Source organism: Bacillus sp. PK5-006 (assembly GCF_054161415.1).
This window is the reverse complement of the sequence record NZ_CP096414.1, coordinates 1,944,054-1,966,792: the sequence shown is the minus strand read 5'-3', so window position 1 is coordinate 1,966,792 and position 22,739 is coordinate 1,944,054. Positions and strand designations below refer to the sequence as shown.

Genomic DNA, 22,739 nt, shown 5'->3' with positions numbered 1-22,739 from the left:
TAATCAATAAAAGATTGAGATTTATCCATAATTTATCTATAATAGGTAAAATATCACTCATTAAAGGAGAACCAATATGAGAACTTTAGTCCTTTTACGAGGTCTCCCAGGCGTAGGTAAATCAACATGGATCAAAGAACAAGGCTTAGAGCCTTACACTTTATCAGCGGATCAAATCCGGCTGTTAACTCAGCCGCCGCAGCTATCAGTCAATGGGAAACTAGACATTTCAAGCAAGCATGACCACAAAGTTTGGTCTTTATTATTCGATCTACTCACAGCCCGTATGGAGCGCGGAGACTTTACTGTGATTGATGCGACACATATTTCAAGTAAATCGATTTCTCAATATAAGTCTTTAGCGACATCTTATCGTTACAGGGTGTATGTCGTCGATTTCACGCAGGTCCCCCTTGAAACAGCTCTTTTGCAAAATCGCTCACGTGAATCTCACAAAGTGGTGCGGGAATCTGTTTTGTATCAAATGAACGAGCGGTTAAAAACAGAAAAGGTCCCATCATGGGTGACTGTTTTGCAGCCGGAGGATTATCCGCAAGTGATGACTTATCAGCCTCGATCTTTTGATCAATATGAGGCCATTCATGTTTTCGGAGATATTCACGGTTGTTACACCGCACTTACCACCTATTTGCAAGGAGACATCAAAGAAAACGAACTTTATATTTTTGCAGGTGACTTGCTTGATAGAGGAATAGAAAACAAAGAAGTATTAGAATGGATGCTCGCCCATAGGGAATGCCGGAATGTCATCGTCATTGAAGGTAATCATGATCAGCATTTATACCGGTTTGCACATGGTGAAAAAGTCAGAAGCAATATGTTTAATCGTCATACTGTGCCTGAAATCGAAGCAGCAAACTTTGATTTGAAGGAAGTACGAAAGTTTGTCAGAACCTTTCATCAGCTTACTTATTTTACGTACCATGATCAGACATTTCTTGTTACACATGGCGGGCTTGCTCATTTGCCAGAAGAACTTCTGCATGTCTCAACACAGCAGCTCATTCACGGCGTAGGAGAATATTCAGATGATATTGATCACTTATTTGTTCAAAATACGGCTGGGCTGGATATCATCCAAATTCACGGGCATCGCAATTTATACAGACTGCCTATTCACGCAGCGGAAAGGTCTTATAACCTAGAAGGTCAGGTTGAATTTGGGGGGCAGCTGCGGGTGTTGAAAATCACAGCTGACGGGATTGAGACTCATGAAATTGACAATCCAGTCTACAGAGCGTCTGAGAAAAAACAATCGGCTGCTGTTCAGCCAGATATTTCACTGGATGATTTTTTAGCTCATTTAGATCAGCATGAATACGTACAGGAATTAAAGCTTCCGCACCATATTTCATCTTTTAATTTTACGAAAAAGGCTTTTAGTGAACGGCAGTGGGATGATGTGAATGTGAAAGCAAGAGGTTTGTTTGTTAATATGGTTTCTAAGCAGATTGTGTCTAGAAGCTACAATAAATTTTTTAACATTGATGAGCGTCCGGAGACAAGAATGCAGCATTTAGTGAACCATCTTCAATTCCCTGTCACCGTATATGATAAAGCAAATGGATACTTAGGAACTGTTGGGTATAATGAAATGGAAGATGAATTGGTGTTTACATCCAAATCGTATACATCACATGTGAAACAAAATCAGCATGCTTCATGGGTCGAAGAGCTATTTAATAAGACCTTCAGTGACGTGCAGGCTGATTACATTAAATCATATGTCCGTGACCACCATGTATCTCTTGTGTTTGAAGTCATTTTGCCAGAAAAAGATCCGCATATTATCACTTATGAACAAGATCAACTCATTTTACTTGATATTGTGAAGCGGCAGTTAAGCTATGAAAAAGCACCATTCGCTGAAGTGAAAAGATTAAGTGAACAGCTTGGAATATCCTGCAAGCAGGAAGTGGCTGTTTTCCATGATTGGACGTCTTTTTATAAATGGTATCAGGCGGTCTCTCATGATAATACAATTAAAGAAGAGGGGTATGTCATTGAGGATGATCAAGGCTTTATGACAAAACTCAAGCTCCCTTATTATCAATTCTGGAAGCAGATGCGCGGGATGAAGCAGCGCGTTGCAGAGAAGCGTTCCTCGCAAAAATATATGCAGGCTTTGCAGACAGCGGAGCAAGCAAGATTTTATACATGGCTTCTTGAGCAAGAAGCAGATCATGTGAGGAATAGCTCAATTATTGAACTGCGATCACAATTTGAACAAAGCGGTACTGCCCAATTGAATAATGATGAAATAAATGCATAGTCTAACAAAGAGTCTTTTCTAAGGAAAAGGCTTTTTTTGATGCAATTGAAAGGTGGATACTTGCATGTCTGACCATATTGAAGTCATTCTTCGGACGATGTTTGCTTTTGCGATTTTATTTGGAGGAGCACGTCTTTTAGGGAAACAAACCATTGCGCAAATGAATATTTTTGATTTTATAGCAGCCATCAGCTTAGGTTCAATTGCAGCGAACCTGGCGTTTAATACAACGCTCCCGCTTCAGCACACAACGATTTCCTTTGTGTCACTTGTCATGATTATTTATGTGATTTCCCTGCTTGCATTAAGAAGCCGGAAGATAAGAGGGTTGATGGCGGGTAAACCAACACTTGTCATACAAAATGGAAAAATTCTTGAAGGAAATATGAAAGGGATGAGATATACCCTTGATTATTTAAATCAGCAGCTGAGAGAAAAAGACATCTTTGATATTAGCGAAGTTGAATTTGCAATGATTGAAACAGATGGGCATATGTCAGTGAAAAAATACCCTTCGTTTGAAAAAGTCACGCGGAAGGACCTTCATTTATTCATGGAGGCAGAGCGTTACATGCCGATTGAAGTCATCATGGACGGGAAACTCATCCAAAAAAACATACAAGAAAATCAATTAACAGAGCAATGGATAGAAGAAGAGCTGAAAAAAAGGCAGCTGTCCTTAAAGGACATTGTTTATGCTGTCCGTTCAAGTAATGGCAGCTTATATATTGATACATATGACGACCATATTCATTCTCCAATCGATCAGGAATGAATGTGTAGTGCTGATGACACCTGCATGACACACATTTGACAATCTTTATAAGTCCTTTGGATGTCATGCGACTAGGTATCATTTCTCAATTATTATTATTTTCAGAAAATGTAGTGACGGAGTAAAATAAGTATGTTTAAGTATAAATAGATGAAATTAGAATATTAATATAATATACCACAAGCGGAATGAACGTTCATTCCTACGTTTTAAAAGGAGGGGATGAAATGCCAGCAGTGACTGATAAACAAGAACAGATCATGAAGGCTTCGCTGGAACTATTTATTGAACGAGGCTTTGATGGCACCACAATGCCGATGATTTCAAAAAGAGCAAACGTCGGAGCGGGCACCATTTACCGTTATTTCGACAGCAAGGAGGCACTCGTCAATATTTTGTACCAGCGCAGCCTCTCGGCATTTATCGAAAAAATGAACACAAACAGTCCAGATCCAAAGTTAAGTATTCGGGCGTACTTTAAGCATGTATTTTATTGCTTAGTTTTATTTACAAAGGAGAATCCAAGCGGGCTGTATTTTTTAGAGATAGATAAACGGTCCCATTACTTAGACGAGACGAGCAAAGAGAAAATGCAGCATTTGTTACATGAGCTATTCCTTATCTTTGAAGAAGGAAAAAAGGATGGGATTCACCCAAACCTCTCAGGCAGAACCATTTTATCTATTGTATTTGGTGCTTTTGTGCAGCTGCATAAACAAATTCTTGCAGAAGAAATAGAGCCAACGATTGAATTTTTGGAGGAAATTGAGCAATGTTTATGGCGTGCCATCAGCGTTGCATCTTAAAAGAAATAAAGGGAGTGGGCATATGAAGCAAACATCAATCATTCCAAAACCAAAAACATACGGACCTTTTAAAAATATTCCCCATATAAAAAAGGGGGAGCTTGCTCAAACCTTTTGGCGGCTGGCAGATGAATTAGGGCCGATCTTTCAGTTTGAATTTTCAAATGCAACAAGTATTTTTGTTTCCAGCCATGAACTTGTCAAAGAAGTATGTGACGAAAGCCGTTTTGATAAATTTATTGGAACTAGTCTGAGTAAAGTAAGAGCATTTGCAGGGGACGGACTATTTACAAGCTGGACAGAAGAACCGAACTGGAGAAAGGCTCATCAAATTTTGATGCCTGCATTCAGCCAGCAGGCCATGAAGGGCTATCATGAGATGATGCTCGATATTGCCACACAGCTTGTGCAAAAATGGCAAAGAACAGGCCGCGATGAAGAAATTGAAGTAGCTGAGGATATGACAAAGCTGACTTTAGATACGATCGGCCTTTGCGGTTTTGATTTTCGCTTCAACAGCTTTTATAAAGAAAATCAGCATCCGTTTATCGACAGCATGCTGAAAGGCTTAAATGAAGCAATGGAGCAGTCGAGTCGATTGCCAATTGCAGATAAACTCATGATCAAAAGAAGAAAAGAATTTGACCAGCATGTCGATTTTATGAAGCAATTAGTAGATGACATTATTCAGGAACGAAGAAAACAAGATAAAGCGGGCGATGATTTACTGTCTCTTATGCTGCATGCAGAGGACCCTGAAACAGGTGAACGTTTATCCGATGAAAATATCCGTTATCAAATCATCACCTTCTTAATTGCAGGCCACGAAACAACAAGCGGGCTGCTATCATTTGCGATTTATTTCTTACTGAAGAATCCAGAGAAATTAAAGAAAGCCGTCCAAGAAGCAGATGAGGTGCTGCAGGGCGGGCTTCCGGCATTTAAACAGGTGCAAAAGCTAAGCTACACTCGTATGGTGTTAAATGAAGCTCTCCGCCTCTGGCCAACAGCGCCTACATTCTCTCTTTATGCGAAAGAGGACACAGTAATCGGGGGGAAATATCCGATTCAAAAAAATCAAAGTGTCTCTGTTCTGCTCCCTAAATTACACCGTGATCCAGCGGTATGGGGCGAGGATGCTGAAGAATTTAAACCAGAGCGGTTTACACATCCTGAGAAAATCCCGCAGCATGCCTACAAGCCTTTTGGGAATGGACAGCGTGCATGTATCGGTATGCAGTTCGCCCTGCATGAAGCTACGATGGTTATCGCGATGGTCCTGCACAATTTAGAGTTAATTGATCACACATCTTATGAGCTTGATTTAAAAGAATCTCTCACAATTAAACCTAACGATTTTAAAATCAAAGTGCGGCCAAGGAACCAGCAATTCTTTATGGCACCACCGAAAGAAGAATCGAAGAAAAGCACCAAATCTCATGAGTCAAAAGTGGCGAGTCACGGTACACCGCTGCTAGTTTTATACGGATCAAATCTTGGTACGGCGAAGCAAATAGCGAACGAATTGGCTGAAGATGGGAAAGCAAAAGGATTTGATGTGACCACTGCGCCGCTTGATGACTTTACACGCCAATTGCCAAATACAGGTGCTGTCTTCATCGTGACCGCTTCATACAACGGACATCCGCCTGACAATGCGAAGCAATTTGTGGATTGGCTGGCGCAGGATGAAGAGCAGGATTTATCAAACGTGACATTTGCTGTCTTTGGATGCGGAGATCGAAATTGGGCGAGTACGTACCAGCGGATCCCCCGTCTAATTGATGAAGCTCTAGAAAGAAAAGGAGCCAAACGTGTAGCTGATTTAGGAGAAGGTGATGCAGGCGGTGATATGGATGAGGATAAAGAAATCTTCCAGAAAACAGTCTTCGAACAGCTTGCAAAAGAATTTAAGCTCACCTTCCAAGAAAAGGGGAAGGAAAAACCAAACCTATCAGTTTCTTATACGAATGAGCTAGTGGAGCGTCCTGTAGCTAAAATATATGATGCCTTTTCAGCTGTTGTATTGAAAAATGAAGAATTACAATCAGAAACAAGCACGCGGCAGACAAGACATATTGAACTGAAATTGCCTGCTGGCAAAGCATACAAAGAAGGGGATCATATCGGGATTGTGCCGAAAAATAGTGATGCACTCGTTGAGCGTGTGACCCGCCGCTTTAAACTAAATCCAGAGCAGCGCATTAAGCTTTCATCTGATAAAGAGGCAAGTCATTTACCATTAGATCAGCCGATTCCAATCAAAGAATTACTTGCCTCGCATGTTGAGCTTCAAGAACCTGCGACACGTACACAGCTAAGAGAGCTTGCAGCACATACGGTATGTCCGCCTCACCGCGTAGAACTTGAACAAATGGCTGGTGAAGCATATCAAGAAGCCATCTTAAAGAAACGAGTAACCATGCTGGATTTATTAGATCAATATGAAGCGTGTGAGCTGCCATTTGTACACTTTTTGGCGCTTTTACCAGGTTTGAAGCCGCGTTATTATTCGATCTCTAGCTCGCCAAAGGTAGATGAAGAAAAAGTCAGTATCACAGTGGCAGTTGTCAAAGGTAAAGCATGGAGCGGCAGCGGAGAATATGCCGGAGTCGCATCAACCTATTTATGTGGTCTGAAAGAAGGGGAAGAAGTAGCCTGCTTCCTGCATGAAGCACAAGACGGATTCCAGCTGCCCCCTTCATCAGACATACCGATGATTATGATTGGACCAGGTACAGGAATCGCTCCATTTAGAGGATTTGTTCAGGCAAGAGAAGTGTGGCAGAAGGAAGGGAAGCAGCTAGGCGAAGCACACCTATATTTTGGCTGTCGTCACCCTCAGGAAGATGATCTGTATTTTGATGAAATGCAGCTTGCAGCGCAAAACGGCATTGTCCATATCCATCGTGCTTATTCTCGTTACGATGAGCAAAAAGTATATGTCCAGCATTTGTTGAAAGAAGACGGTGGCATGCTGATCGAATTGCTTGATCAAGGTGCTTATCTGTACGTGTGCGGAGACGGAAAAGTCATGGCTCCAGATGTAGAGGCTACACTGATCGATCTTTATCAAAACGAGAAACAATGCTTGAGAGAAACAGCTGAAAATTGGCTGACAGCCCTCGCAAATGACAATAGATATGTAAAAGATGTGTGGAGCTGACAAAGAGGAAAGACCGCCTATTAGGCGGTTTTTTCTGTTCTCATAGAAAGAGATCGATAGAATGAAGGTTGGGAAGATACAAAACACCCAATTTGGAAATGAAATATTTTGTAAAAAATAAGAATATTCTCTCATTTACTCCAATATGAAACAATCGTATGATTTTTGATATAGGACATAAAGGAGGAATATGATGAAAAAGGTGAAAATGTTACTCCCTTCTCTTCTCGTTTTTGGTGCTTTAAGTGTGCCTAGTTTTGCCCATGCCGCATCGGATTCAGTACTAACGTCTGATTATGACATGGTGACTTCTGATGGTAAAGTGATTTCTTCAAGTGATTTCCACAATGATACGAAAGCCCCCTCATCCTTTGACAAAGTGGATGATCTTTCTTCTACTGTTGGCGAAAAAGTAAAACCACTATCAAAATATTTAAAAGATTTTCAAACGAAAGTCGTCATTGGAGACGATGGTAGAACCAAAGTAGCAAATACAAGAGTGGCACCATACAATTCGATTGCTTATATTACATTTGGCGGCTCAAGCTGTACGGGAACACTCATTGCTCCTAACAAAATTTTGACAAACGGACACTGCGTGTACAATACAGCATCGAGAAGCTATAGTGAGAAAGGGACTGTATATCCTGGTATGAATGATAGTACTGCGGTGAACGGTTCTGCAAAAATGACGGAATTCTATGTGCCAAACGGGTATATTAATACTGGTGCAAGCCAATATGACTTTGCCGTGATTAAAACCGATACGAACATTGGCAATACGGTCGGCTACCGATCTATCCGCCAGGTGACAAACTTGACTGGGACAACCATTAAAATCTCAGGATATCCTGGTGATAAAATGAGATCGACTGGCAAGGTGTCACAGTGGGAGATGTCGGGTCCTGTGACGAGAGAAGATACGAATCTAGCGTACTATACGATTGATACATTCAGCGGAAATTCAGGTTCTGCCATGCTGGATCAGAACCAGCAAATCGTTGGAGTTCATAACGCTGGGTATTCAAACGGAACGATAAATGGCGGGCCGAAAGCGACAGCTGCCTTTGTTGAGTTTATAAACTATGCGAAAGCGCAATAAAAAATAGAGCTTGTTTCCTTCATAGGGGACAAGCTTTTTTGTATGAATCGATTTGATAGGATTCATATTTCTAACCTGAGAGATTTGAGATTGAGAGCCTCATCATTTTTTTCTCATGTCATCTGCGCACCACTCATACATTAAAATGACACATTTCCTTTAAGTCAAGATGATGCTTAAGATGGATGAGGAGGTCACACGCTTTTGAAGATGAAAAGAGGCTGGATCGCTGCTGTCGCCTTATGTTTTGTGATATGGATGGGCACGTTGTTTGGCGGATTTGGAGAGAAGCAGGCAGCAAAAGGGGCTGATCGATATGATCATGTCGTTCAATTTCCAAAGGAAAGGTACCCTGAAACAGGCAGTCATATTCAAGAAGCCATTCGAAAAGGGCATTCAGATGTGTGTACCATTGACCGAAATGGAGCAGATGCCCGCAGGCAAGAATCATTAAAAGGAATTCCGACAAAACCTGGCTTTGACCGGGATGAATGGCCAATGGCGGTTTGTCTTGAGGGAGGAAAAGGCGCAAGCGTTCAATATGTCAGTCCATCTGATAATAGGGGGGCAGGCTCATGGGTCGGGCATCAAATCAGCGGGTTTCCTGATGGGAAAAGAATATTATTCATTGTGAAATAAATCGGAAAGAGTCTCCCTTGAGTGGGGGGCTCTTTTGTTTATCATCAGAGCCTATTCGAGCTAGCAGGGTCAAAAGATTCAGTGGTACAATCAATCTATAAGGTACAAAGACTGACAAGAAGAAAATGTGAAGGGACATTTGCTTATGGATAAGAACAGTGCATTATACGATTTTTTTATGCAGCATGCAGAGAAGCTGACTGAAACATGGTATGAATCAATTGAGGACGATGATCCAGAATCCATATATCGTTCAACAGATTCCAGCATCATAGCAGAGCTAAAACGGCAGAATCAAGATTATTACCAGCATTTTATACGAGCTATTATTGAAGATAAGACGTATTTACATACTGAATTTAAAAAATGGTCTGAGGATTTAGCCAGTGACCCAAAGCATTTAAATACACCATTAGATTATGTCGTGAGAGAATACATGTCCAATCAAAGAGTGGTTCTGCATTACTTAAAAGAATTTATCAAACAGCGTCAAGATGAAATTGATATTGACCGCATCTTTTATTGGTATGATTTAATTTCCGAAGCGTTTAATATTTCAATCCATGTGTTTATCCAGCAATATGTGAAAAATACAACCGAAAAACTCGTGGCTCAAAGAGATATGATTTACGAATTGAGCTCGCCGGTAATTGTCCTAAAAAGCCAGATTGCGTTATTGCCTTTAGTAGGTGACATTGACACAGCGAGAGCAAAGATTATTTTAGAAAATACGCTAAATCAGTGCTCGCAAAAAGGTGTTCAGCATTTATGTATTGATCTATCGGGTGTGGTCATAATTGATACAATGGTGGCTCATCAAATCTTTGATCTTGTCACGTCACTTCGGTTAATTGGAGTAGAGACGACCATTTCAGGGATTAGACCAGAAATTGCCCAAACAGCAGTGCAGCTTGGGCTTCCTTTTAATGAATTTCGCACGGCATCATCACTTGCTCACGCGCTGGACCGAATGACTGAATTTTCTTCAATATAAAAACCAGGCCGATGAAAGGCCTGGTTTTTTATTTAGATGACAGCGTCAATTTGTGTGACTTTCCAATTTTTTTGTACTTTTTCGTACGTAACAGTTCGTTTTACTTTGCGTCCATCAAGAGTTGGGACAGTAAATTCATATGTGCGGACCGTTTGTTTTTTAGAAACAAGTTTAGGTGTGGCTTTTTCCCAATTGAGCATGTTGTCTCCATCACCGACTGGAACAGCCATTTTGCCTTTATGAACAATGAACTGATAATCTTTTAAACCATGTTTGATGGCATCTGGAGTGAAAACTTGAGATAGGTAGCTGTTTAATTTTTTCTTTGTATCAAATGTTTTAGAAAGATAGTTGTACGTCATATCTTTATAGGTAAATGATTTTAATTTGACATTAGAATGGTCTTTAATTTTGTAGCCTGACATTGCACTCCAAAAATGTTCTCTTGCATCAAGGGCAATATGTAACGCTTCTTTATTTGTCAAAGCGGCTGATTTCTTGGAAGCGGCCAATGTTGTTGTTTGTAATGAGATCATAAGCATAATAGCAGTTAATAAAACAAATAATTTTTTCAAGGCGATTGCCTCCTTTTCTCAATGAAAACTTCTTATGTTACAAATGTTACAATAATTACAGAGATATTACAAGTATTAAATCTAAATGTTTTTTATTTCTTTTGTTTCTAATTATATAACGTTTGAGGGAGACAAAAAGTTTTCATTTTTTTTATTTTTCTTCTTAATCATTATTTAACCGTTCTAAAGAAGAACGAAACGTCTTTTGGAAAAATTTCTATTTAGACGTTCAACACTCTTTTTTATTTAAGGCATATACTGTCGTGATGAATGTCTAAAGAAAGTGGTGTTTAATATGTATCATCCGTATGAAGGTATGGGGAATGGTTACTCATATGATAGGCAGATGCAGGGATTGCCATCGATTTCTATTCCTCAAATTGGAGGTTTTCCTGGGTTTCCGATTGGAGGAGGTACTTGGCCAGGTCAAGGGTCAGGCGGACAATCGGCACCGCCAGCACCGCCGCAGCATATGATTTCGCAGTATCAGCAAGCACTCTCTCAGCCTCAAAGTATGCAGTCATTTCTATTTGGGCATGGTGCAGGGGGAGGCCATCAAGCTGTACAATTTGCAGCGGGATGTAATAGAAGATGGACGATTGTGCTTTTGAGAAACGGCCAAGTATTTTTAATGTTCGTTCTTTCCTCACAGCCTTTTGGCCGAACAACTGGCTTTATATGGCCGAACTTTACATTTGGTTCCTTCCCAAGCTCAAGTATTCTTGCCTATTCTTGTGCATAAGAAAAAGCCGGTTCTCATCAGCAGCTGATGAATACCGGCTTTTTTTAATGAATATTTCGAAAAACGCCAATCACTTTACCTAGTATACTCACATTCTGTAAAATAATCGGTTCCATTGATGGATTTTCTGGCTGTAATCTAAAGTGTGTATCTTCTTTATAAAAACGTTTCACTGTCGCTTCATCTTCCTCTGTCATGGCGACCACAATATCACCATTGTTAGCAGTGCTTTGCTGACGCACAATGACATAGTCCTTGTCCAAAATACCTGCATCAATCATACTTTCTCCCATAATTTCAAGCATAAACACTTGTTCGTCTGGTGCAGCAAATGTCTCTGGAAGAGGGAAGTATTCTTCTACATTCTCAACAGCTGTGATAGGAAGGCCTGCCGTTACTTTTCCGATGACTGGAACGTTCATTACAGCACTCTTTGGAATATTCATTTCCTCTTCATCTAGTACTTCGATCGCTCTAGGTTTTGTCGGGTCTCTTCTAATTAAACCCTTTGTTTCTAGTCTAGCTAAATGTCCATGGACCGTTGAACTGGATGCTAGACCGACAGCTTCTCCAATTTCACGGACGGATGGGGGATAACCCTTGCTTTTTACTTCATCTTTGATGAATTTCAGGATATCGAGTTGTCTTTTTGATAGCTTCGTCATCTTTTGCACCTCAAAACGTCAATTTTAAAGAAATTATAGCATGTTTTTCCTAACAGTACAAACATAGGTTCGAAAAAACGTTTGACAGAAACGTTTGTTCGTATTTATAATGAGAGACAGAAAGAGCGAACACATATTCTATTAGGAGAGATGACATTATGAGGTTAAAAGAATCTATTATTTTTATTGGGGTATTCTCATTCATCGTTGGCATTTTTCTCTCACTTATTGCAGTCACAAGCCATAATGATTCAAATCAATATGTTAAAATAGAGGTTCAATCAGGAGATACTCTGTGGGGGTTAGCTGATCAAGTAAATGACAGCAAATCAATCGACAAAAATGCATTTATTGACTGGGTAACAGAACACAATGATCTTGCTTCAACAGAAATCCAGCCTGGAGACATTCTTGTCATACCCGTGAAAAAAGAGCATCCAGTCGTATATCAGCTTGCAACAGTACAGTAGAAAGGTCGATTGAAGACATGAACGCAATCATTTATGCGAGAGTAAGCACTGTGAAAGAAGAGCAGGAAACCTCGCTGAAAAGACAAGAAGAAGAACTGCTGGCTTTAGCTGCCATGCACAAGATGAATGTGGTCAAAGTCATCAAAGAAAAAGCAAGTGGATATGAGCTAGATCGTGATGGCGTGTTTGAAATGCTTGCTGCACTGAAGGAAGAGTCGATCGATGCCGTTCTTATCCAAGATGAAACACGTCTTGGAAGAGGACAAGCAAAAATTGCGCTTCTTCATTGTCTATTTAAAGAGAACGTAAAGGTATACAGCATGTTTCATAGAGGAGAGCTTGAGCTTTCAGAAGCAGATGAAATGGTCATCGAGATTGTAGGAGTCGTCGAAGAGTACCAACGGAAAATTCATAACCTGAAAATCAAGCGGGGGATGAAAAGGGCTGTTGAGCGCGGATATCAGCCTGAACTGAATTTAAGGCAGCAGAACCATGCACCTGGCCGTGAGCGTATTGAAGTGCCGATATCAGAAATTGTTCGATTAAGAAAAAATAACATGACGTTCGCCGAAATTGCCGCAACTCTTCAGGCATTAGGTTTTGACATTTCAAAAGCAACGGTGCATAGAAGGTATCAAGAATATGAAAAAGGCTTTACCACCTAAAGCGTGATTTGTTGTCAAAATGATTGATATTTAGTAGTATGTAGAGAAAATGCTTTAAAGGAGTTTGTCATGATTTCTAAAGAACAGCTTGCAAGAATAAATGAGCTTTCAAAAAAATCGAAAGAGACCGGTTTATCAGACGCTGAAAAAACAGAACAAAAGCAGTTGAGAGAAGAGTATTTGAAAGCTTTTCGTTCTTCTATGAAAAATACACTTAAAACTGTTAAAATCGTTGACCCTGAAGGAAACGATGTTACACCAGAAAAATTAAAAAGAGAAAAAGATCAGAACCTTCATTAAGGCTGTGATTTCTTGAATTTTGAAAAGATGGGAAGAATATTCTCGTCTTTTTTCATATTTGCATAACTTTTTAGGTGATCGATAAACTAAATGTGACAAAATCCTTCTTTTTCAGCGTGAAATAGTTGTGAAAAAAGGACAGTAGATTTATGATAATGGTGTACACAAGATACGGAAGGGGATTTATATGGAAACGATTGAATTGAAATCTATTGCAACAATACGTACTCTCTCCATAGACGCAATTGAAAAAGCGAATTCCGGTCACCCAGGAATGCCGATGGGTGCTGCACCAATGGCGTACGCTTTATGGACGAATCACTTAAACGTAAGTCCGCAAAATCCAAATTGGTTTAACAGAGACCGCTTTGTTTTATCTGCGGGCCATGGTTCTATGCTTCTATACAGCATGCTTCATTTAAGCGGATACAATCTGAGCATAGACGATTTAAAACAATTCCGCCAATGGGGAAGCAAAACACCTGGACATCCTGAATTTGGACACACAGAAGGCGTAGACGCGACAACGGGTCCACTAGGCCAGGGAATTGCTATGGCAGTAGGAATGGCACTTGCAGAAAGACATCTTGCGGAAACGTATAACAAAGACAACTTTCATGTTGTAGACCACTATACATACAGCATTTGCGGAGATGGAGACTTAATGGAGGGAATTTCCTCTGAAGCAGCTTCACTTGCTGGTCATTTAGGCTTAGGCCGTTTAATCGTTCTTTACGATTCAAATGACATTTCTTTAGATGGCGATTTAGATCGTTCATTCTCTGAAAATGTGAAGAATCGTTTTGAAGCGATGAACTGGGAAGTTCTTTACGTGAAAGACGGCAACAACATCGAAGAAGTAACAGCTGCTATTGAAAAGGCGAAGCAAAGCACAGACAGACCTACATTAATCGAAGTGAAAACAACGATCGGTTTCGGATCGCCAAACCGTGCGGGAACGTCTGGTGTGCATGGTGCACCGCTTGGCAGCGAGGAAGCAAAGCTGACGAAGGAAGCTTACTCTTGGACGTTTGAAGAAGATTTCCATGTACCTTCTGAAGTGTACGATCATTTCAAAGAAGCTGTCAAAGACGCTGGACAGAAAAAAGAAGCAGCGTGGAATGAATTGTTTGCGCAATACGAAAAAGAATATCCAGAGCTGGCAGCACAGCTGAAGCTTGCGATTGAAGGAAAGCTTCCTGAAAATTGGGATCAAGAGGTTCCTGTTTATGAAGCAGGTTCAAGCCTTGCCTCCCGCGCATCCTCAGGTGAAGTGTTAAATGGCATTGCAAAGCAAGTACCTTTCTTTATTGGCGGGTCTGCTGATCTTGCTGGATCAAATAAAACAACGATTAAAAACACAGATGATTTCGGTAAAAATAATTATGCCGGCAAAAACATTTGGTTCGGTGTCAGAGAGTTTGCAATGGGTGCAGCACTCAATGGTATGGCACTTCACGGCGGTCTTCGTGTATTCGGCGGAACGTTCTTTGTTTTCTCAGATTACTTAAGACCAGCAATTCGTCTTGCTGCCTTAATGGGACTTCCAGTCACTTACGTCTTTACTCATGATAGTATCGCTGTTGGTGAAGATGGTCCGACGCATGAACCGGTTGAACAGCTTGCTTCACTGCGTGCGATGCCTAACCTTTCCGTTATCCGCCCAGCAGATGGAAATGAAACAGCTGCAGCGTGGAAACTAGCTGTATCTTCAACGGATAAACCGACAGCACTAGTTCTTACTCGTCAAAACCTTCCAACGATTGACCAGGCACCAGAGAAGGCATATGAGGGAGTAGAAAAAGGTGGATACGTTGTGGTTGAAGCAGCTGATGCACAGCCAGAAGCACTTCTACTCGCTTCAGGATCTGAGGTTGGTTTAGCCATAGAAGCGCAAAAGGCACTTGAAAAAGAAGGTATCCGCACATCTGTTGTCAGCCTTCCTGCATGGGATCGCTTCGATCAGCAGTCAGACGAATACAAAGAATCCGTTCTTCCTAAAGCAGTACGTGCACGTATTGCAATTGAAATGGGTGCTTCACTTGGCTGGGAGCGTTACACTGGTCTTGATGGTGACGTGATTGCAATTGATAAATTTGGCGCTTCTGCACCAGGAGAAACCATTATCGAGAAATACGGCTTTACTGTCAGCAATGTAGTCAGCCGTGTGAAAGCGAAGCTGAATAAATAAACGAACTCCAAGCATCATGCTTTTTTGCTATCTGTTTGCAGAGCATTTTCATCCGCTCTGCAAACTTTTTTCTTTTTTCTTGTTTTTTTGACAAAACTAGTTTCTTCTTGCTTCATATATAGACAATTCTTTCTTTCACATTTTTGTATAATACAAGCAATAAACGAGATTGACGAAATGTGAAAGGAAGGGATAGACATGGAACGTCATTATTATATTTATTGGATTGAGGATGAATTTGCGCATCACTATTTTGGCAGAGAATCGATTTTGTTTCATTTGTTTGAGTCGTTACATTGGACGAACCGCACTGACGATGAGTTGGTTATGCTTGTGAAGCAAGTGGATTATGTGACGAAACGAATCCCTGCTTTTCATATGCACCAGCGTCTAATGAATAACTTAACGAACATTCACTATACACAAATAGGCTCGATTTACAGCGCTTCCTTACCAGATGGAAAAGGAACTGCAGCATTTATTATTAAAGACCGGTATATTCAAATGTCTGCCACTGGCAGTTATGAGGCAGAAGCGGTGTTTTTTGAAGTGCTGAGAAAAATCAGCCCCTGTTTTCTTGCGATGGACTTTAGTTCAAAGAAACACGGATGGCTCAATCCAGTAAAAGTGAGGAATTTTGTTTAAAAAAATAAAATTGAACGTGAAATGTTGTATAATAGCCTTTTGTTTAGTACACTTTATACGAGACAACATGAAGGAGGAAGAATTATGGATTTATGGGTTGTCATCCTTGTAGGCGTTGTTGCACTGCTTGCAGGAGTTGCACTCGGATTCTTTATTGCTCGTAAGTATATGATGAGCTATTTGAAAAAGAATCCACCGATTAATGAACAAATGCTTCGAATGATGATGATGCAAATGGGCATGAAACCGTCCCAGAAGAAAATCAATCAAATGATGAAAGCCATGAACAACCAAGCGAAATAATACGTACGATATTATGATCATAGATGGAACATGGTTTTAAAGAATGGACAAGCGTTGTCCTTTCTTTATTCAATTCACCTTCATCAGACGCTTAAAACCACTGTACTTGCATGAATGAAGCAGGGAAGGTGGTTTTTATTATGGCGTCAAGAGCATGTGAAAAACAAAAAACCCCTATGTCAGAGGTTTTTGTTTCGTTTATGGTCACACATATCAACTGTTCTAAAAATGGTGCGGCATGTTTGATATCATGAAGTATGATTAGTTGGCTGAGTTTGAGTGTAAGTGTCGTTGATATTGTAAGAGGAGATGATCTAGCTGCTGGCTATGTTCGATGGTCACTGTTGATGTCATCCCATTATGCAAGACAACTTTCATCAGCTCTTCTCTTTTTTCTTCGATTTGAGTTAATAATGATGTTTTTACCAAAGTCATGTTCCTTTCATGCAAATCTTGATAAAAAGAATCGATTCTATTATATCCATTTTAAGGTTTATTTTCAAATTTAAAGGATTCATTATCTTGATGTCAAATTAAATTATATAAGGTTTTAAGAGAATAGACCATCTTTATTGAGGTGATGTAAAAAAAATGAAATGATTTTGTCATCTCTTATTGTATATTGTAAGAAGGGGGTGTTCTTTTGACAGATTTGAATTACTTTTTAGCATTTGGAGCAGGATTTCTTTCTTTTATTTCACCGTGCTGTCTGCCGCTTTATCCAGCATTTTTATCGTATATTACGGGCGTTAGTATAGATGAAGTGAAATCCGAGAAGGTGATGCTGAGAAGAAGAAGTCTGCTTCATACTTTATTCTTTTTAGTTGGGTTCTCTATTATATTTATTGCGATTGGCTTTGGGACATCGTTTGTCGGGAAGTTTTTTAATGATTATCATCAAGCGATTCGTCAAATTGGAGCCATCCTCATTATTTTCTTTGGTTTTATGACTCTTGGTGTATTCAAGCCCTCTTTCCTTATGGGCGAAAAGAGAATCCAGTTCAAAAACCGTCCTGCTGGTTTTTTTGGATCCATTCTCATCGGAATGGGCTTTGCCGCTGGATGGACACCTTGTACAGGACCTATTTTATCCGCTGTCATCACACTGGCGAGTAACAATCCTGAGTCGGCGGTCATGTATATGATTGCGTATATATTGGGCTTTGCCGTCCCGTTTTTTATTCTCTCCTTTTTCATTACGAAAATGGCGTGGATCAGAAAACGTCAGCAGCTCATCATGCGAATTGGCGGAATCATTATGATTGTGGTAGGGATTTTGCTGTTCTTTGATCTACTGACATGGATTATCATCATGTTCTCATCATTGTTTGGCGGCTTTACAGGCTTTTGAAATCGTTTTCTACAGTCGCGGCGAATGGTTTTTTTTCGTCAATTGGAGTATATTATACATAGGCTGACCTTAAAGAATAAAGGAATGATTTGATATGATGATCTTGATCTCTTCTATAATTGCGGTATGTATGGCGGTGGCCGTCATGTTTATTCGCATTAAGTCATCTGCAAAACCTGCAACTGCGAAAAAAATTATTTTACCTCCTATTTTCATGAGCACTGGCGCATTGATGTTTTTTGTTCCTATGTTTCGGGTAACTGGAGCTGAATTTCTAGAAGCGATCACAGTAGGGATGTTTTTCTCCATATTTTTAATCAAAACATCGAAGTTTGAAATTAGAGGCAATGACATCTACTTAAAACGGTCAAAAGCATTTGTGTTCATTCTCATTGGACTTCTTGTCCTTCGTATCGGGATGAAGACCATCCTAAGCTCTTCTATTGATTATGGTTCATTAAGCGGGATGTTTTGGATTCTTGCCTTTGGCATGATCGTGCCTTGGCGGGTTGCCATGTATTTATCGTTTAGAAAGCTGTCTAAACAATTAGATCCGCAGCAGATTCAAATGAATTAAACCTCCTTTTTTAAAGGAGGTTATTTTAATAACGATTCATATGGCGAGTGATCAATGTTTTTTTCTTGAAGGCGCTTCAGTAAAAACTTATGATCCCGCTTTGGTGTGGCCATAATGTAGCCGCGAATGATTAAGTCTAAATTAATGCTGGCAGCCTGTTCTTTTAATGCCAGCTCACCAATTTTACCCGCTATTTTTTCTTTGGCAACATCTCTAAACAGCTCTGGCACAGGTAATACGAGTTCATTTAACAGCTGTTTGTCCTCATCCCGCCATAGGTGAAGGCTCTTTTGAATATATTCGTCCTGCCAATCAAGCTCTGATTTCCCATCTTCCTTTGGCAATCGTTTTAAAAATTTACGAAACATAAAAAAGCCACCGATTGCGAGTAATCCGATCATCACTGTACCCCAAAATAAAATGAACCACAAAAACCAGCCGCTTAACATGTTCTCACTCCTTATACCCCTTATCTCTCTATTTTATATTACATGAAGAGAGGATAGAAGAAAATAACAAAAATGTATGTCTATTTTCTCTATAAACGCCCTTTTTCATTGATAGCCGCCCATTTACTAGAATGACCCAAACCAATTAGTAGAAAAAGAATACTTTATCATATAGCGACTCTACTATTTGGCCATGGTGGTTCGCAAAAGGTATTGACTTGAAACGAACGGGAAGAGAGCCCACCTATATAAAGGTGGGCTCTTAATGTTTGAAGTGAGGGATTTGAAAGGAAAATGCACCGTTTGGAAGGTCGGAACATTTTTTAATTTTTATCGATATGATTCGGTTTTCATAATCTGTTTCAATGTCTTTGTCGTTTAAATAAAAAGGGAGCATCACGCTTTTTTCAATTGGCTGTTCGCCTTCACCATTTGGATGCTGTACTGTGTAAGTCAACGTCAGCTCATGTCCAGCGAAGGTCAGCTTTACATCAGTGATCGATAAGGTGGAGACATCAATTTCGATAATATAATCACGGCTTGTTTCATAAAGATCAATTGGGAGGTGTTCATCATACCAGGCAAATGGATCATCCATTAAAACATTAAGCCAATCATCTATTTCAATAAAATCAGAGGAATTCGATTGCTTTTCATTCTCCATAAACACTCCTCCATCACATCTCATAATAAATCATATGATGAAAATGGAAATGTGTGAAAGACCTAAAACATCCCGTGTGGTCACGGGATGAGAGGGGGATCATTACATATCATGATGAGAATTGTGCTTTTGTCTTGTATGGTTGCGGTTTTTCACTTTTTTACTGCCTGATAACGGCTCAGGCTGACCGCCTTGATGTTCCTTAGGAGAGTTTTGACGGATGTCTTTCCCTGTGTTTTTATTCGTCATGATGTTTGGCTCCTTCTTATTGATTCTTTTTACGTTTTTTATTGTTTTGCCTTTGTTCTTCTGTTAAAACGAGCTGATCATCTTCCGTATAGCCTGCGCCATTACCCTGGCTTTTGGCTGCGTTCATGCCATTAATGACATGATTAGCTTTGCGTTTTGTCATGTTCTATCACCTCATTTGTAGTATGAGCCCGCCCCGCTTCGTTTATGAAGAGTAATCATTTCCTAATGATAAGTTAAACTTATTGAATTTAATAAAAGCATTGTTATTTACTTATGTATGAATTTGTTTTAAGATGAAATTGTGAGAAAATTGTGGTGAAATACGACGATTTTTCTGAGAATTGAAATTGATCTTGATCATCAAAAGGGGGATTTTGGACATGTCGAAACAGCAGCAAGTCGCTAAACAAGACGCTTTTCAATCTAGAAAAACGTTTTCGACAAATGGGAAAACGTATCACTATTATTCGTTAGAAGCACTAGAGAAACAAGGAATCGGAAATGTTTCTAAGCTGCCTTATTCCATTAAGGTACTTTTAGAATCAGTGCTTCGCCAAGTAGACGGTAGAGTGATCAAGAAGGAACACGTTGAAAACTTGGCAAAATGGGGAACTGCCGAGGTAAAAGAAATTGATGTTCCGTTTAAACCTTCTCGTGTTATTTTACAAGACTTCACGGGTGTACCAGCAGTCGTTGACCTTGCTTCTTTAAGAAAAGCAATGGCAGATGTAGGCGGGGACCCGGATAAAATCAACCCTGAAATTCCAGTTGACCTTGTGATTGACCACTCAGTACAAGTTGATAAAGCTGGAACTGAAGATGCATTAAACATTAACATGGATTTAGAGTTCGAACGTAACGCAGAGCGTTATAACTTCCTTAGCTGGGCAAAGAAAGCGTTTAATAACTATCAAGCTGTCCCGCCTGCAACAGGAATTGTTCACCAAGTGAACTTAGAGTATCTTGCAAGTGTTGTTCATGCGATTGAAGAAGATGGCGAGATCATCACTTACCCAGATACATTAGTTGGAACTGACTCTCATACAACGATGATTAACGGTATCGGTGTACTTGGATGGGGCGTTGGCGGTATCGAAGCGGAAGCTGGTATGCTTGGTCAGCCTTCATACTTCCCAGTACCAGAAGTGATTGGTGCTAAATTAGTTGGAGAGCTTCCAAACGGAACAACTGCAACTGACCTTGCATTAAAAGTCACACAAGTCCTTCGTGAAAAAGGCGTAGTGAACAAGTTCGTTGAGTTCTTCGGACCTGGTGTTGCACAATTGCCGTTAGCAGATCGTGCAACAATTGCGAACATGGCGCCAGAATACGGTGCTACTTGCGGATTCTTCCCAGTAGATGAAGAAGCGCTTGCTTACCTGCGCCTTACTGGACGTGATGAAGAGCAAATTAATATCGTTGAAGAATATTCTCGTGCAAATGGCTTATTCTATACGCCAGATGCAGAAGAACCAATTTTTACTGATGTTGTGGAAATTGATCTTTCTAAAATTGAGTCAAACTTATCTGGTCCTAAACGTCCACAAGATTTGATTCCACTTTCTCAAATGAAAGAGACGTTCCATAAACACATCGAAAGCCCAGCTGGTAACCAAGGGTTTGGCTTAGATAAATCAGAGCTTGATAAACAAATCGAATTTGATCTTGCAAACGGTGAAAAAGCTGTGATGAAGACAGGTGCGATTGCGATTGCAGCGATTACGAGCTGTACGAATACATCGAACCCGTACGTGTTAATCGGAGCAGGTCTTGTTGCGAAGAAAGCAAGTGAGCTTGGTATGAAAGTGCCGAACTATGTGAAAACGTCACTAGCGCCGGGTTCTAAAGTTGTAACAGGGTACCTTGTGAATTCGGGACTTCTTCCATATTTAAAAGACCTTGGATTTAACATTGTTGGATATGGCTGTACAACATGTATCGGAAACTCCGGACCGCTTGAGAAAGAAATTGAAGATGCAGTCTCTGAAAATGATCTGCTGATCACTTCTGTTTTATCAGGTAACCGTAACTTTGAAGGTCGTATTCACCCGCTTGTGAAAGGGAACTACCTTGCATCTCCACCATTAGTTGTGGCTTATGCACTTGCTGGTACGGTGAATATTGATTTAACAAAAGATCCTATCGGTGTCGATAAAAATGGCGAGAACGTTTATTTCAATGACATTTGGCCATCAATGGATGAAATCAACAGCGTCGTTAAGAGCACTGTCACACCTGAGCTATTCCGTTCAGAGTATGAAACTGTTTTTGACAACAATGACCGCTGGAATGAAATTAAAACGACGGATGATGCATTGTATAAATGGGATGAAGATTCCACATACATTGCAAACCCGCCATTCTTTGAAAACCTATCAGTTGAACCTGGTAAAGTTGAACCGCTTAAAGGCTTGCGCGTCGTTGCGAAGTTCGGTGACTCTGTCACAACTGACCATATTTCTCCTGCTGGAGCGATTGGTAAGGACACACCGGCGGGCAAATACTTGCAAGAAAGAGGCGTATCGCCTAGAGACTTTAACTCATATGGATCTCGCCGTGGTAACCACCATGTCATGATGAGAGGTACTTTTGCAAACATCCGTATTAAGAACCAAATTGCACCAGGAACAGAAGGCGGTTATACAACTTACTGGCCAACTGGTGAAGTGACATCGATTTATGATGCATGCATGCGTTATAAAGAGGATGGAACAGGTCTTGCGATCTTAGCAGGTAAAGACTACGGAATGGGTTCTTCACGTGACTGGGCTGCTAAAGGAACAAACCTTCTTGGAATTAAATTTGTTCTAGCTGAAAGCTTTGAGCGTATCCACAGAAGTAACCTTGTCTTCATGGGCGTACTTCCTCTGCAGTTTAAAGATGGAGAAAGTGCAGAAACTCATGGTCTAACAGGAACAGAAACATTTGAAGTTCATGTTGACGAAACAGTTCGTCCACGTGATCTCGTGACTGTGAAAGCAATTGACACAGATGGAAACGAGAAAACGTTTGAAGTGGTGGTTCGCTTTGACAGTGAAGTCGAAATTGACTACTATCGTCATGGCGGTATCCTTCAAATGGTACTTCGCGAAAAATTGGCAAGCAACTAATACAG

Annotated in this window: 24 protein-coding genes; 17 read left to right on the top strand and 7 right to left on the bottom strand. The window is 40.3% G+C overall.

Annotation, left to right across the window (positions count from 1 at the left end; translation table 11 throughout):
• Positions 1-76: 76 nt before the first annotated feature.
• The 7 genes from M1D84_RS10220 to M1D84_RS10190 all read left to right on the top strand — a co-directional run bounded on the left by M1D84_RS10220 (position 77) and on the right by M1D84_RS10190 (position 9,775).
• On the top strand, positions 77-2,293 hold the full coding sequence (locus M1D84_RS10220) for an RNA ligase (RefSeq protein ID WP_286099118.1): 2,217 nt from the start codon (positions 77-79) through the stop codon (positions 2,291-2,293).
• 64 nt (positions 2,294-2,357) lie between these two features.
• Entirely contained in the window at positions 2,358-3,068 is a 711-nt protein-coding gene (locus M1D84_RS10215; RefSeq protein ID WP_044335586.1) for a DUF421 domain-containing protein, read from the top strand.
• Between the two features lie 227 nt (positions 3,069-3,295).
• Entirely contained in the window at positions 3,296-3,874 is a 579-nt protein-coding gene (locus tag M1D84_RS10210; RefSeq protein ID WP_041109214.1) for a TetR/AcrR family transcriptional regulator, read from the top strand.
• 22 nt (positions 3,875-3,896) lie between these two features.
• Positions 3,897-7,040, top strand: a complete 3,144-nt coding sequence (locus M1D84_RS10205; RefSeq protein ID WP_458106247.1) for a bifunctional cytochrome P450/NADPH--P450 reductase — start codon at positions 3,897-3,899, stop codon at positions 7,038-7,040.
• A 193-nt stretch (positions 7,041-7,233) separates the two neighbouring features.
• Positions 7,234-8,142 carry a trypsin-like serine peptidase gene (locus M1D84_RS10200; protein WP_103132495.1) on the top strand — a complete coding sequence of 303 codons (909 nt, stop codon included), beginning with the start codon at positions 7,234-7,236 and terminating at the stop codon, positions 8,140-8,142.
• Positions 8,143-8,400: 258 nt separating this feature from the next.
• Positions 8,401-8,781 carry a NucA/NucB deoxyribonuclease domain-containing protein gene (locus M1D84_RS10195; RefSeq protein ID WP_051149980.1) on the top strand — a complete coding sequence of 127 codons (381 nt, stop codon included), beginning with the start codon at positions 8,401-8,403 and terminating at the stop codon, positions 8,779-8,781.
• A gap of 145 nt (positions 8,782-8,926) precedes the next feature.
• Entirely contained in the window at positions 8,927-9,775 is an 849-nt protein-coding gene (locus M1D84_RS10190) for an STAS domain-containing protein (protein WP_024425126.1), read from the top strand.
• A 32-nt stretch (positions 9,776-9,807) separates the two neighbouring features.
• On the opposite strand, the gene M1D84_RS10185 is transcribed toward M1D84_RS10190, so the two are convergent.
• A complete protein-coding gene (locus tag M1D84_RS10185; RefSeq protein ID WP_024425127.1) occupies positions 9,808-10,350 on the bottom strand; it encodes an IseA DL-endopeptidase inhibitor family protein in 543 nt (180 codons plus the stop codon).
• Between the two features lie 295 nt (positions 10,351-10,645).
• Here M1D84_RS10185 and M1D84_RS10180 point away from each other — a divergent pair, with 295 nt between their 5' ends.
• The gene (locus tag M1D84_RS10180) at positions 10,646-11,092 is read left to right on the top strand and encodes a hypothetical protein (protein WP_024425128.1); all 447 of its coding nucleotides are present in this window, start codon (positions 10,646-10,648) and stop codon (positions 11,090-11,092) included.
• Positions 11,093-11,136: 44 nt separating this feature from the next.
• Here M1D84_RS10180 and lexA read toward each other — a convergent pair whose 3' ends face one another.
• On the bottom strand, positions 11,137-11,757 hold the full coding sequence (gene lexA, locus M1D84_RS10175) for a transcriptional repressor LexA (RefSeq protein WP_024425129.1): 621 nt from the start codon (positions 11,755-11,757) through the stop codon (positions 11,137-11,139).
• A 158-nt stretch (positions 11,758-11,915) separates the two neighbouring features.
• Here lexA and yneA point away from each other — a divergent pair, with 158 nt between their 5' ends.
• From yneA to M1D84_RS10145, 6 genes are all read left to right on the top strand, one after another.
• Positions 11,916-12,227 carry a cell division suppressor protein YneA gene (gene yneA / locus M1D84_RS10170; protein ID WP_024425130.1) on the top strand — a complete coding sequence of 104 codons (312 nt, stop codon included), beginning with the start codon at positions 11,916-11,918 and terminating at the stop codon, positions 12,225-12,227.
• A gap of 17 nt (positions 12,228-12,244) precedes the next feature.
• Positions 12,245-12,892 (top strand): YneB family resolvase-like protein, encoded by a 648-nt coding sequence (locus tag M1D84_RS10165; protein WP_024425131.1) that lies wholly within the window; start codon positions 12,245-12,247, stop codon positions 12,890-12,892.
• A gap of 69 nt (positions 12,893-12,961) precedes the next feature.
• The gene (locus M1D84_RS10160) at positions 12,962-13,192 is read left to right on the top strand and encodes a DUF896 domain-containing protein (RefSeq protein WP_024425132.1); all 231 of its coding nucleotides are present in this window, start codon (positions 12,962-12,964) and stop codon (positions 13,190-13,192) included.
• A 187-nt stretch (positions 13,193-13,379) separates the two neighbouring features.
• Positions 13,380-15,383, top strand: a complete 2,004-nt coding sequence (gene tkt / locus M1D84_RS10155) for a transketolase (RefSeq protein ID WP_172880694.1) — start codon at positions 13,380-13,382, stop codon at positions 15,381-15,383.
• 198 nt (positions 15,384-15,581) lie between these two features.
• A complete protein-coding gene (gene sirA / locus M1D84_RS10150) occupies positions 15,582-16,028 on the top strand; it encodes a sporulation inhibitor of replication protein SirA (protein WP_024425134.1) in 447 nt (148 codons plus the stop codon).
• Positions 16,029-16,112: 84 nt separating this feature from the next.
• Complete coding sequence (locus tag M1D84_RS10145) at positions 16,113-16,331, top strand: YneF family protein (protein ID WP_003212379.1); 219 nt, start codon at positions 16,113-16,115, stop codon at positions 16,329-16,331.
• Positions 16,332-16,592: 261 nt separating this feature from the next.
• Here the strand turns inward: M1D84_RS10145 and M1D84_RS10140 are convergent, their stop codons facing one another.
• On the bottom strand, positions 16,593-16,766 hold the full coding sequence (locus M1D84_RS10140) for an aspartyl-phosphate phosphatase Spo0E family protein (protein WP_369810454.1): 174 nt from the start codon (positions 16,764-16,766) through the stop codon (positions 16,593-16,595).
• Positions 16,767-16,974: 208 nt separating this feature from the next.
• Here M1D84_RS10140 and M1D84_RS10135 point away from each other — a divergent pair, with 208 nt between their 5' ends.
• Positions 16,975-17,682, top strand: coding sequence for a cytochrome c biogenesis CcdA family protein (locus M1D84_RS10135; protein WP_024425135.1), 708 nt, complete (start codon positions 16,975-16,977; stop codon positions 17,680-17,682).
• Positions 17,683-17,776: 94 nt separating this feature from the next.
• Positions 17,777-18,259: a CcdC family protein gene (locus tag M1D84_RS10130; RefSeq protein WP_024425136.1), complete on the top strand. Its 483-nt coding sequence runs from the start codon at positions 17,777-17,779 to the stop codon at positions 18,257-18,259.
• Between the two features lie 20 nt (positions 18,260-18,279).
• Here M1D84_RS10130 and M1D84_RS10125 read toward each other — a convergent pair whose 3' ends face one another.
• The 4 genes from M1D84_RS10125 to sspO form a co-directional block, all read right to left on the bottom strand.
• Entirely contained in the window at positions 18,280-18,708 is a 429-nt protein-coding gene (locus M1D84_RS10125; protein WP_024427086.1) for a DUF2621 domain-containing protein, read from the bottom strand.
• A gap of 262 nt (positions 18,709-18,970) precedes the next feature.
• Positions 18,971-19,372, bottom strand: a complete 402-nt coding sequence (locus M1D84_RS10120; protein ID WP_332284331.1) for an Hsp20/alpha crystallin family protein — start codon at positions 19,370-19,372, stop codon at positions 18,971-18,973.
• 102 nt (positions 19,373-19,474) lie between these two features.
• Positions 19,475-19,621 carry a small acid-soluble spore protein P gene (locus M1D84_RS10115; protein WP_003211331.1) on the bottom strand — a complete coding sequence of 49 codons (147 nt, stop codon included), beginning with the start codon at positions 19,619-19,621 and terminating at the stop codon, positions 19,475-19,477.
• Positions 19,622-19,637: 16 nt separating this feature from the next.
• A complete protein-coding gene (gene sspO, locus M1D84_RS10110; RefSeq protein ID WP_034283440.1) occupies positions 19,638-19,784 on the bottom strand; it encodes a small acid-soluble spore protein O in 147 nt (48 codons plus the stop codon).
• A gap of 220 nt (positions 19,785-20,004) precedes the next feature.
• On the opposite strand from sspO, the gene acnA reads away from it, so the two are divergent.
• Positions 20,005-22,734, top strand: coding sequence for an aconitate hydratase AcnA (gene acnA, locus M1D84_RS10105; protein ID WP_172881695.1), 2,730 nt, complete (start codon positions 20,005-20,007; stop codon positions 22,732-22,734).
• Positions 22,735-22,739 lie beyond the last annotated feature (5 nt).

Excerpts from the sequence above, each read along its gene's own strand:
- M1D84_RS10220 (WP_286099118.1), top strand. The coding sequence starts at position 77 with ATGAGAACTTTAGTCCTTTTACGAGGTCTCCCAGGCGTAGGTAAATCA.
- M1D84_RS10215 (WP_044335586.1), top strand. The coding sequence starts at position 2,358 with ATGTCTGACCATATTGAAGTCATTCTTCGGACGATGTTTGCTTTTGCG.
- M1D84_RS10210 (WP_041109214.1), top strand. The coding sequence starts at position 3,296 with ATGCCAGCAGTGACTGATAAACAAGAACAGATCATGAAGGCTTCGCTG.
- M1D84_RS10205 (WP_458106247.1), top strand. The coding sequence starts at position 3,897 with ATGAAGCAAACATCAATCATTCCAAAACCAAAAACATACGGACCTTTT.
- M1D84_RS10200 (WP_103132495.1), top strand. The coding sequence starts at position 7,234 with ATGAAAAAGGTGAAAATGTTACTCCCTTCTCTTCTCGTTTTTGGTGCT.
- M1D84_RS10195 (WP_051149980.1), top strand. The coding sequence starts at position 8,401 with ATGGGCACGTTGTTTGGCGGATTTGGAGAGAAGCAGGCAGCAAAAGGG.
- M1D84_RS10190 (WP_024425126.1), top strand. The coding sequence starts at position 8,927 with ATGGATAAGAACAGTGCATTATACGATTTTTTTATGCAGCATGCAGAG.
- M1D84_RS10180 (WP_024425128.1), top strand. The coding sequence starts at position 10,646 with ATGTATCATCCGTATGAAGGTATGGGGAATGGTTACTCATATGATAGG.
- lexA (WP_024425129.1), bottom strand. The coding sequence starts at position 11,757 with ATGACGAAGCTATCAAAAAGACAACTCGATATCCTGAAATTCATCAAA.
- yneA (WP_024425130.1), top strand. The coding sequence starts at position 11,916 with ATGAGGTTAAAAGAATCTATTATTTTTATTGGGGTATTCTCATTCATC.
- M1D84_RS10165 (WP_024425131.1), top strand. The coding sequence starts at position 12,245 with ATGAACGCAATCATTTATGCGAGAGTAAGCACTGTGAAAGAAGAGCAG.
- M1D84_RS10160 (WP_024425132.1), top strand. The coding sequence starts at position 12,962 with ATGATTTCTAAAGAACAGCTTGCAAGAATAAATGAGCTTTCAAAAAAA.
- tkt (WP_172880694.1), top strand. The coding sequence starts at position 13,380 with ATGGAAACGATTGAATTGAAATCTATTGCAACAATACGTACTCTCTCC.
- sirA (WP_024425134.1), top strand. The coding sequence starts at position 15,582 with ATGGAACGTCATTATTATATTTATTGGATTGAGGATGAATTTGCGCAT.
- M1D84_RS10145 (WP_003212379.1), top strand. The coding sequence starts at position 16,113 with ATGGATTTATGGGTTGTCATCCTTGTAGGCGTTGTTGCACTGCTTGCA.
- M1D84_RS10140 (WP_369810454.1), bottom strand. The coding sequence starts at position 16,766 with ATGACTTTGGTAAAAACATCATTATTAACTCAAATCGAAGAAAAAAGA.
- M1D84_RS10130 (WP_024425136.1), top strand. The coding sequence starts at position 17,777 with ATGATGATCTTGATCTCTTCTATAATTGCGGTATGTATGGCGGTGGCC.
- M1D84_RS10125 (WP_024427086.1), bottom strand. The coding sequence starts at position 18,708 with ATGTTAAGCGGCTGGTTTTTGTGGTTCATTTTATTTTGGGGTACAGTG.
- M1D84_RS10120 (WP_332284331.1), bottom strand. The coding sequence starts at position 19,372 with ATGGAGAATGAAAAGCAATCGAATTCCTCTGATTTTATTGAAATAGAT.
- M1D84_RS10115 (WP_003211331.1), bottom strand. The coding sequence starts at position 19,621 with ATGACGAATAAAAACACAGGGAAAGACATCCGTCAAAACTCTCCTAAG.
- sspO (WP_034283440.1), bottom strand. The coding sequence starts at position 19,784 with ATGACAAAACGCAAAGCTAATCATGTCATTAATGGCATGAACGCAGCC.
- acnA (WP_172881695.1), top strand. The coding sequence starts at position 20,005 with ATGTCGAAACAGCAGCAAGTCGCTAAACAAGACGCTTTTCAATCTAGA.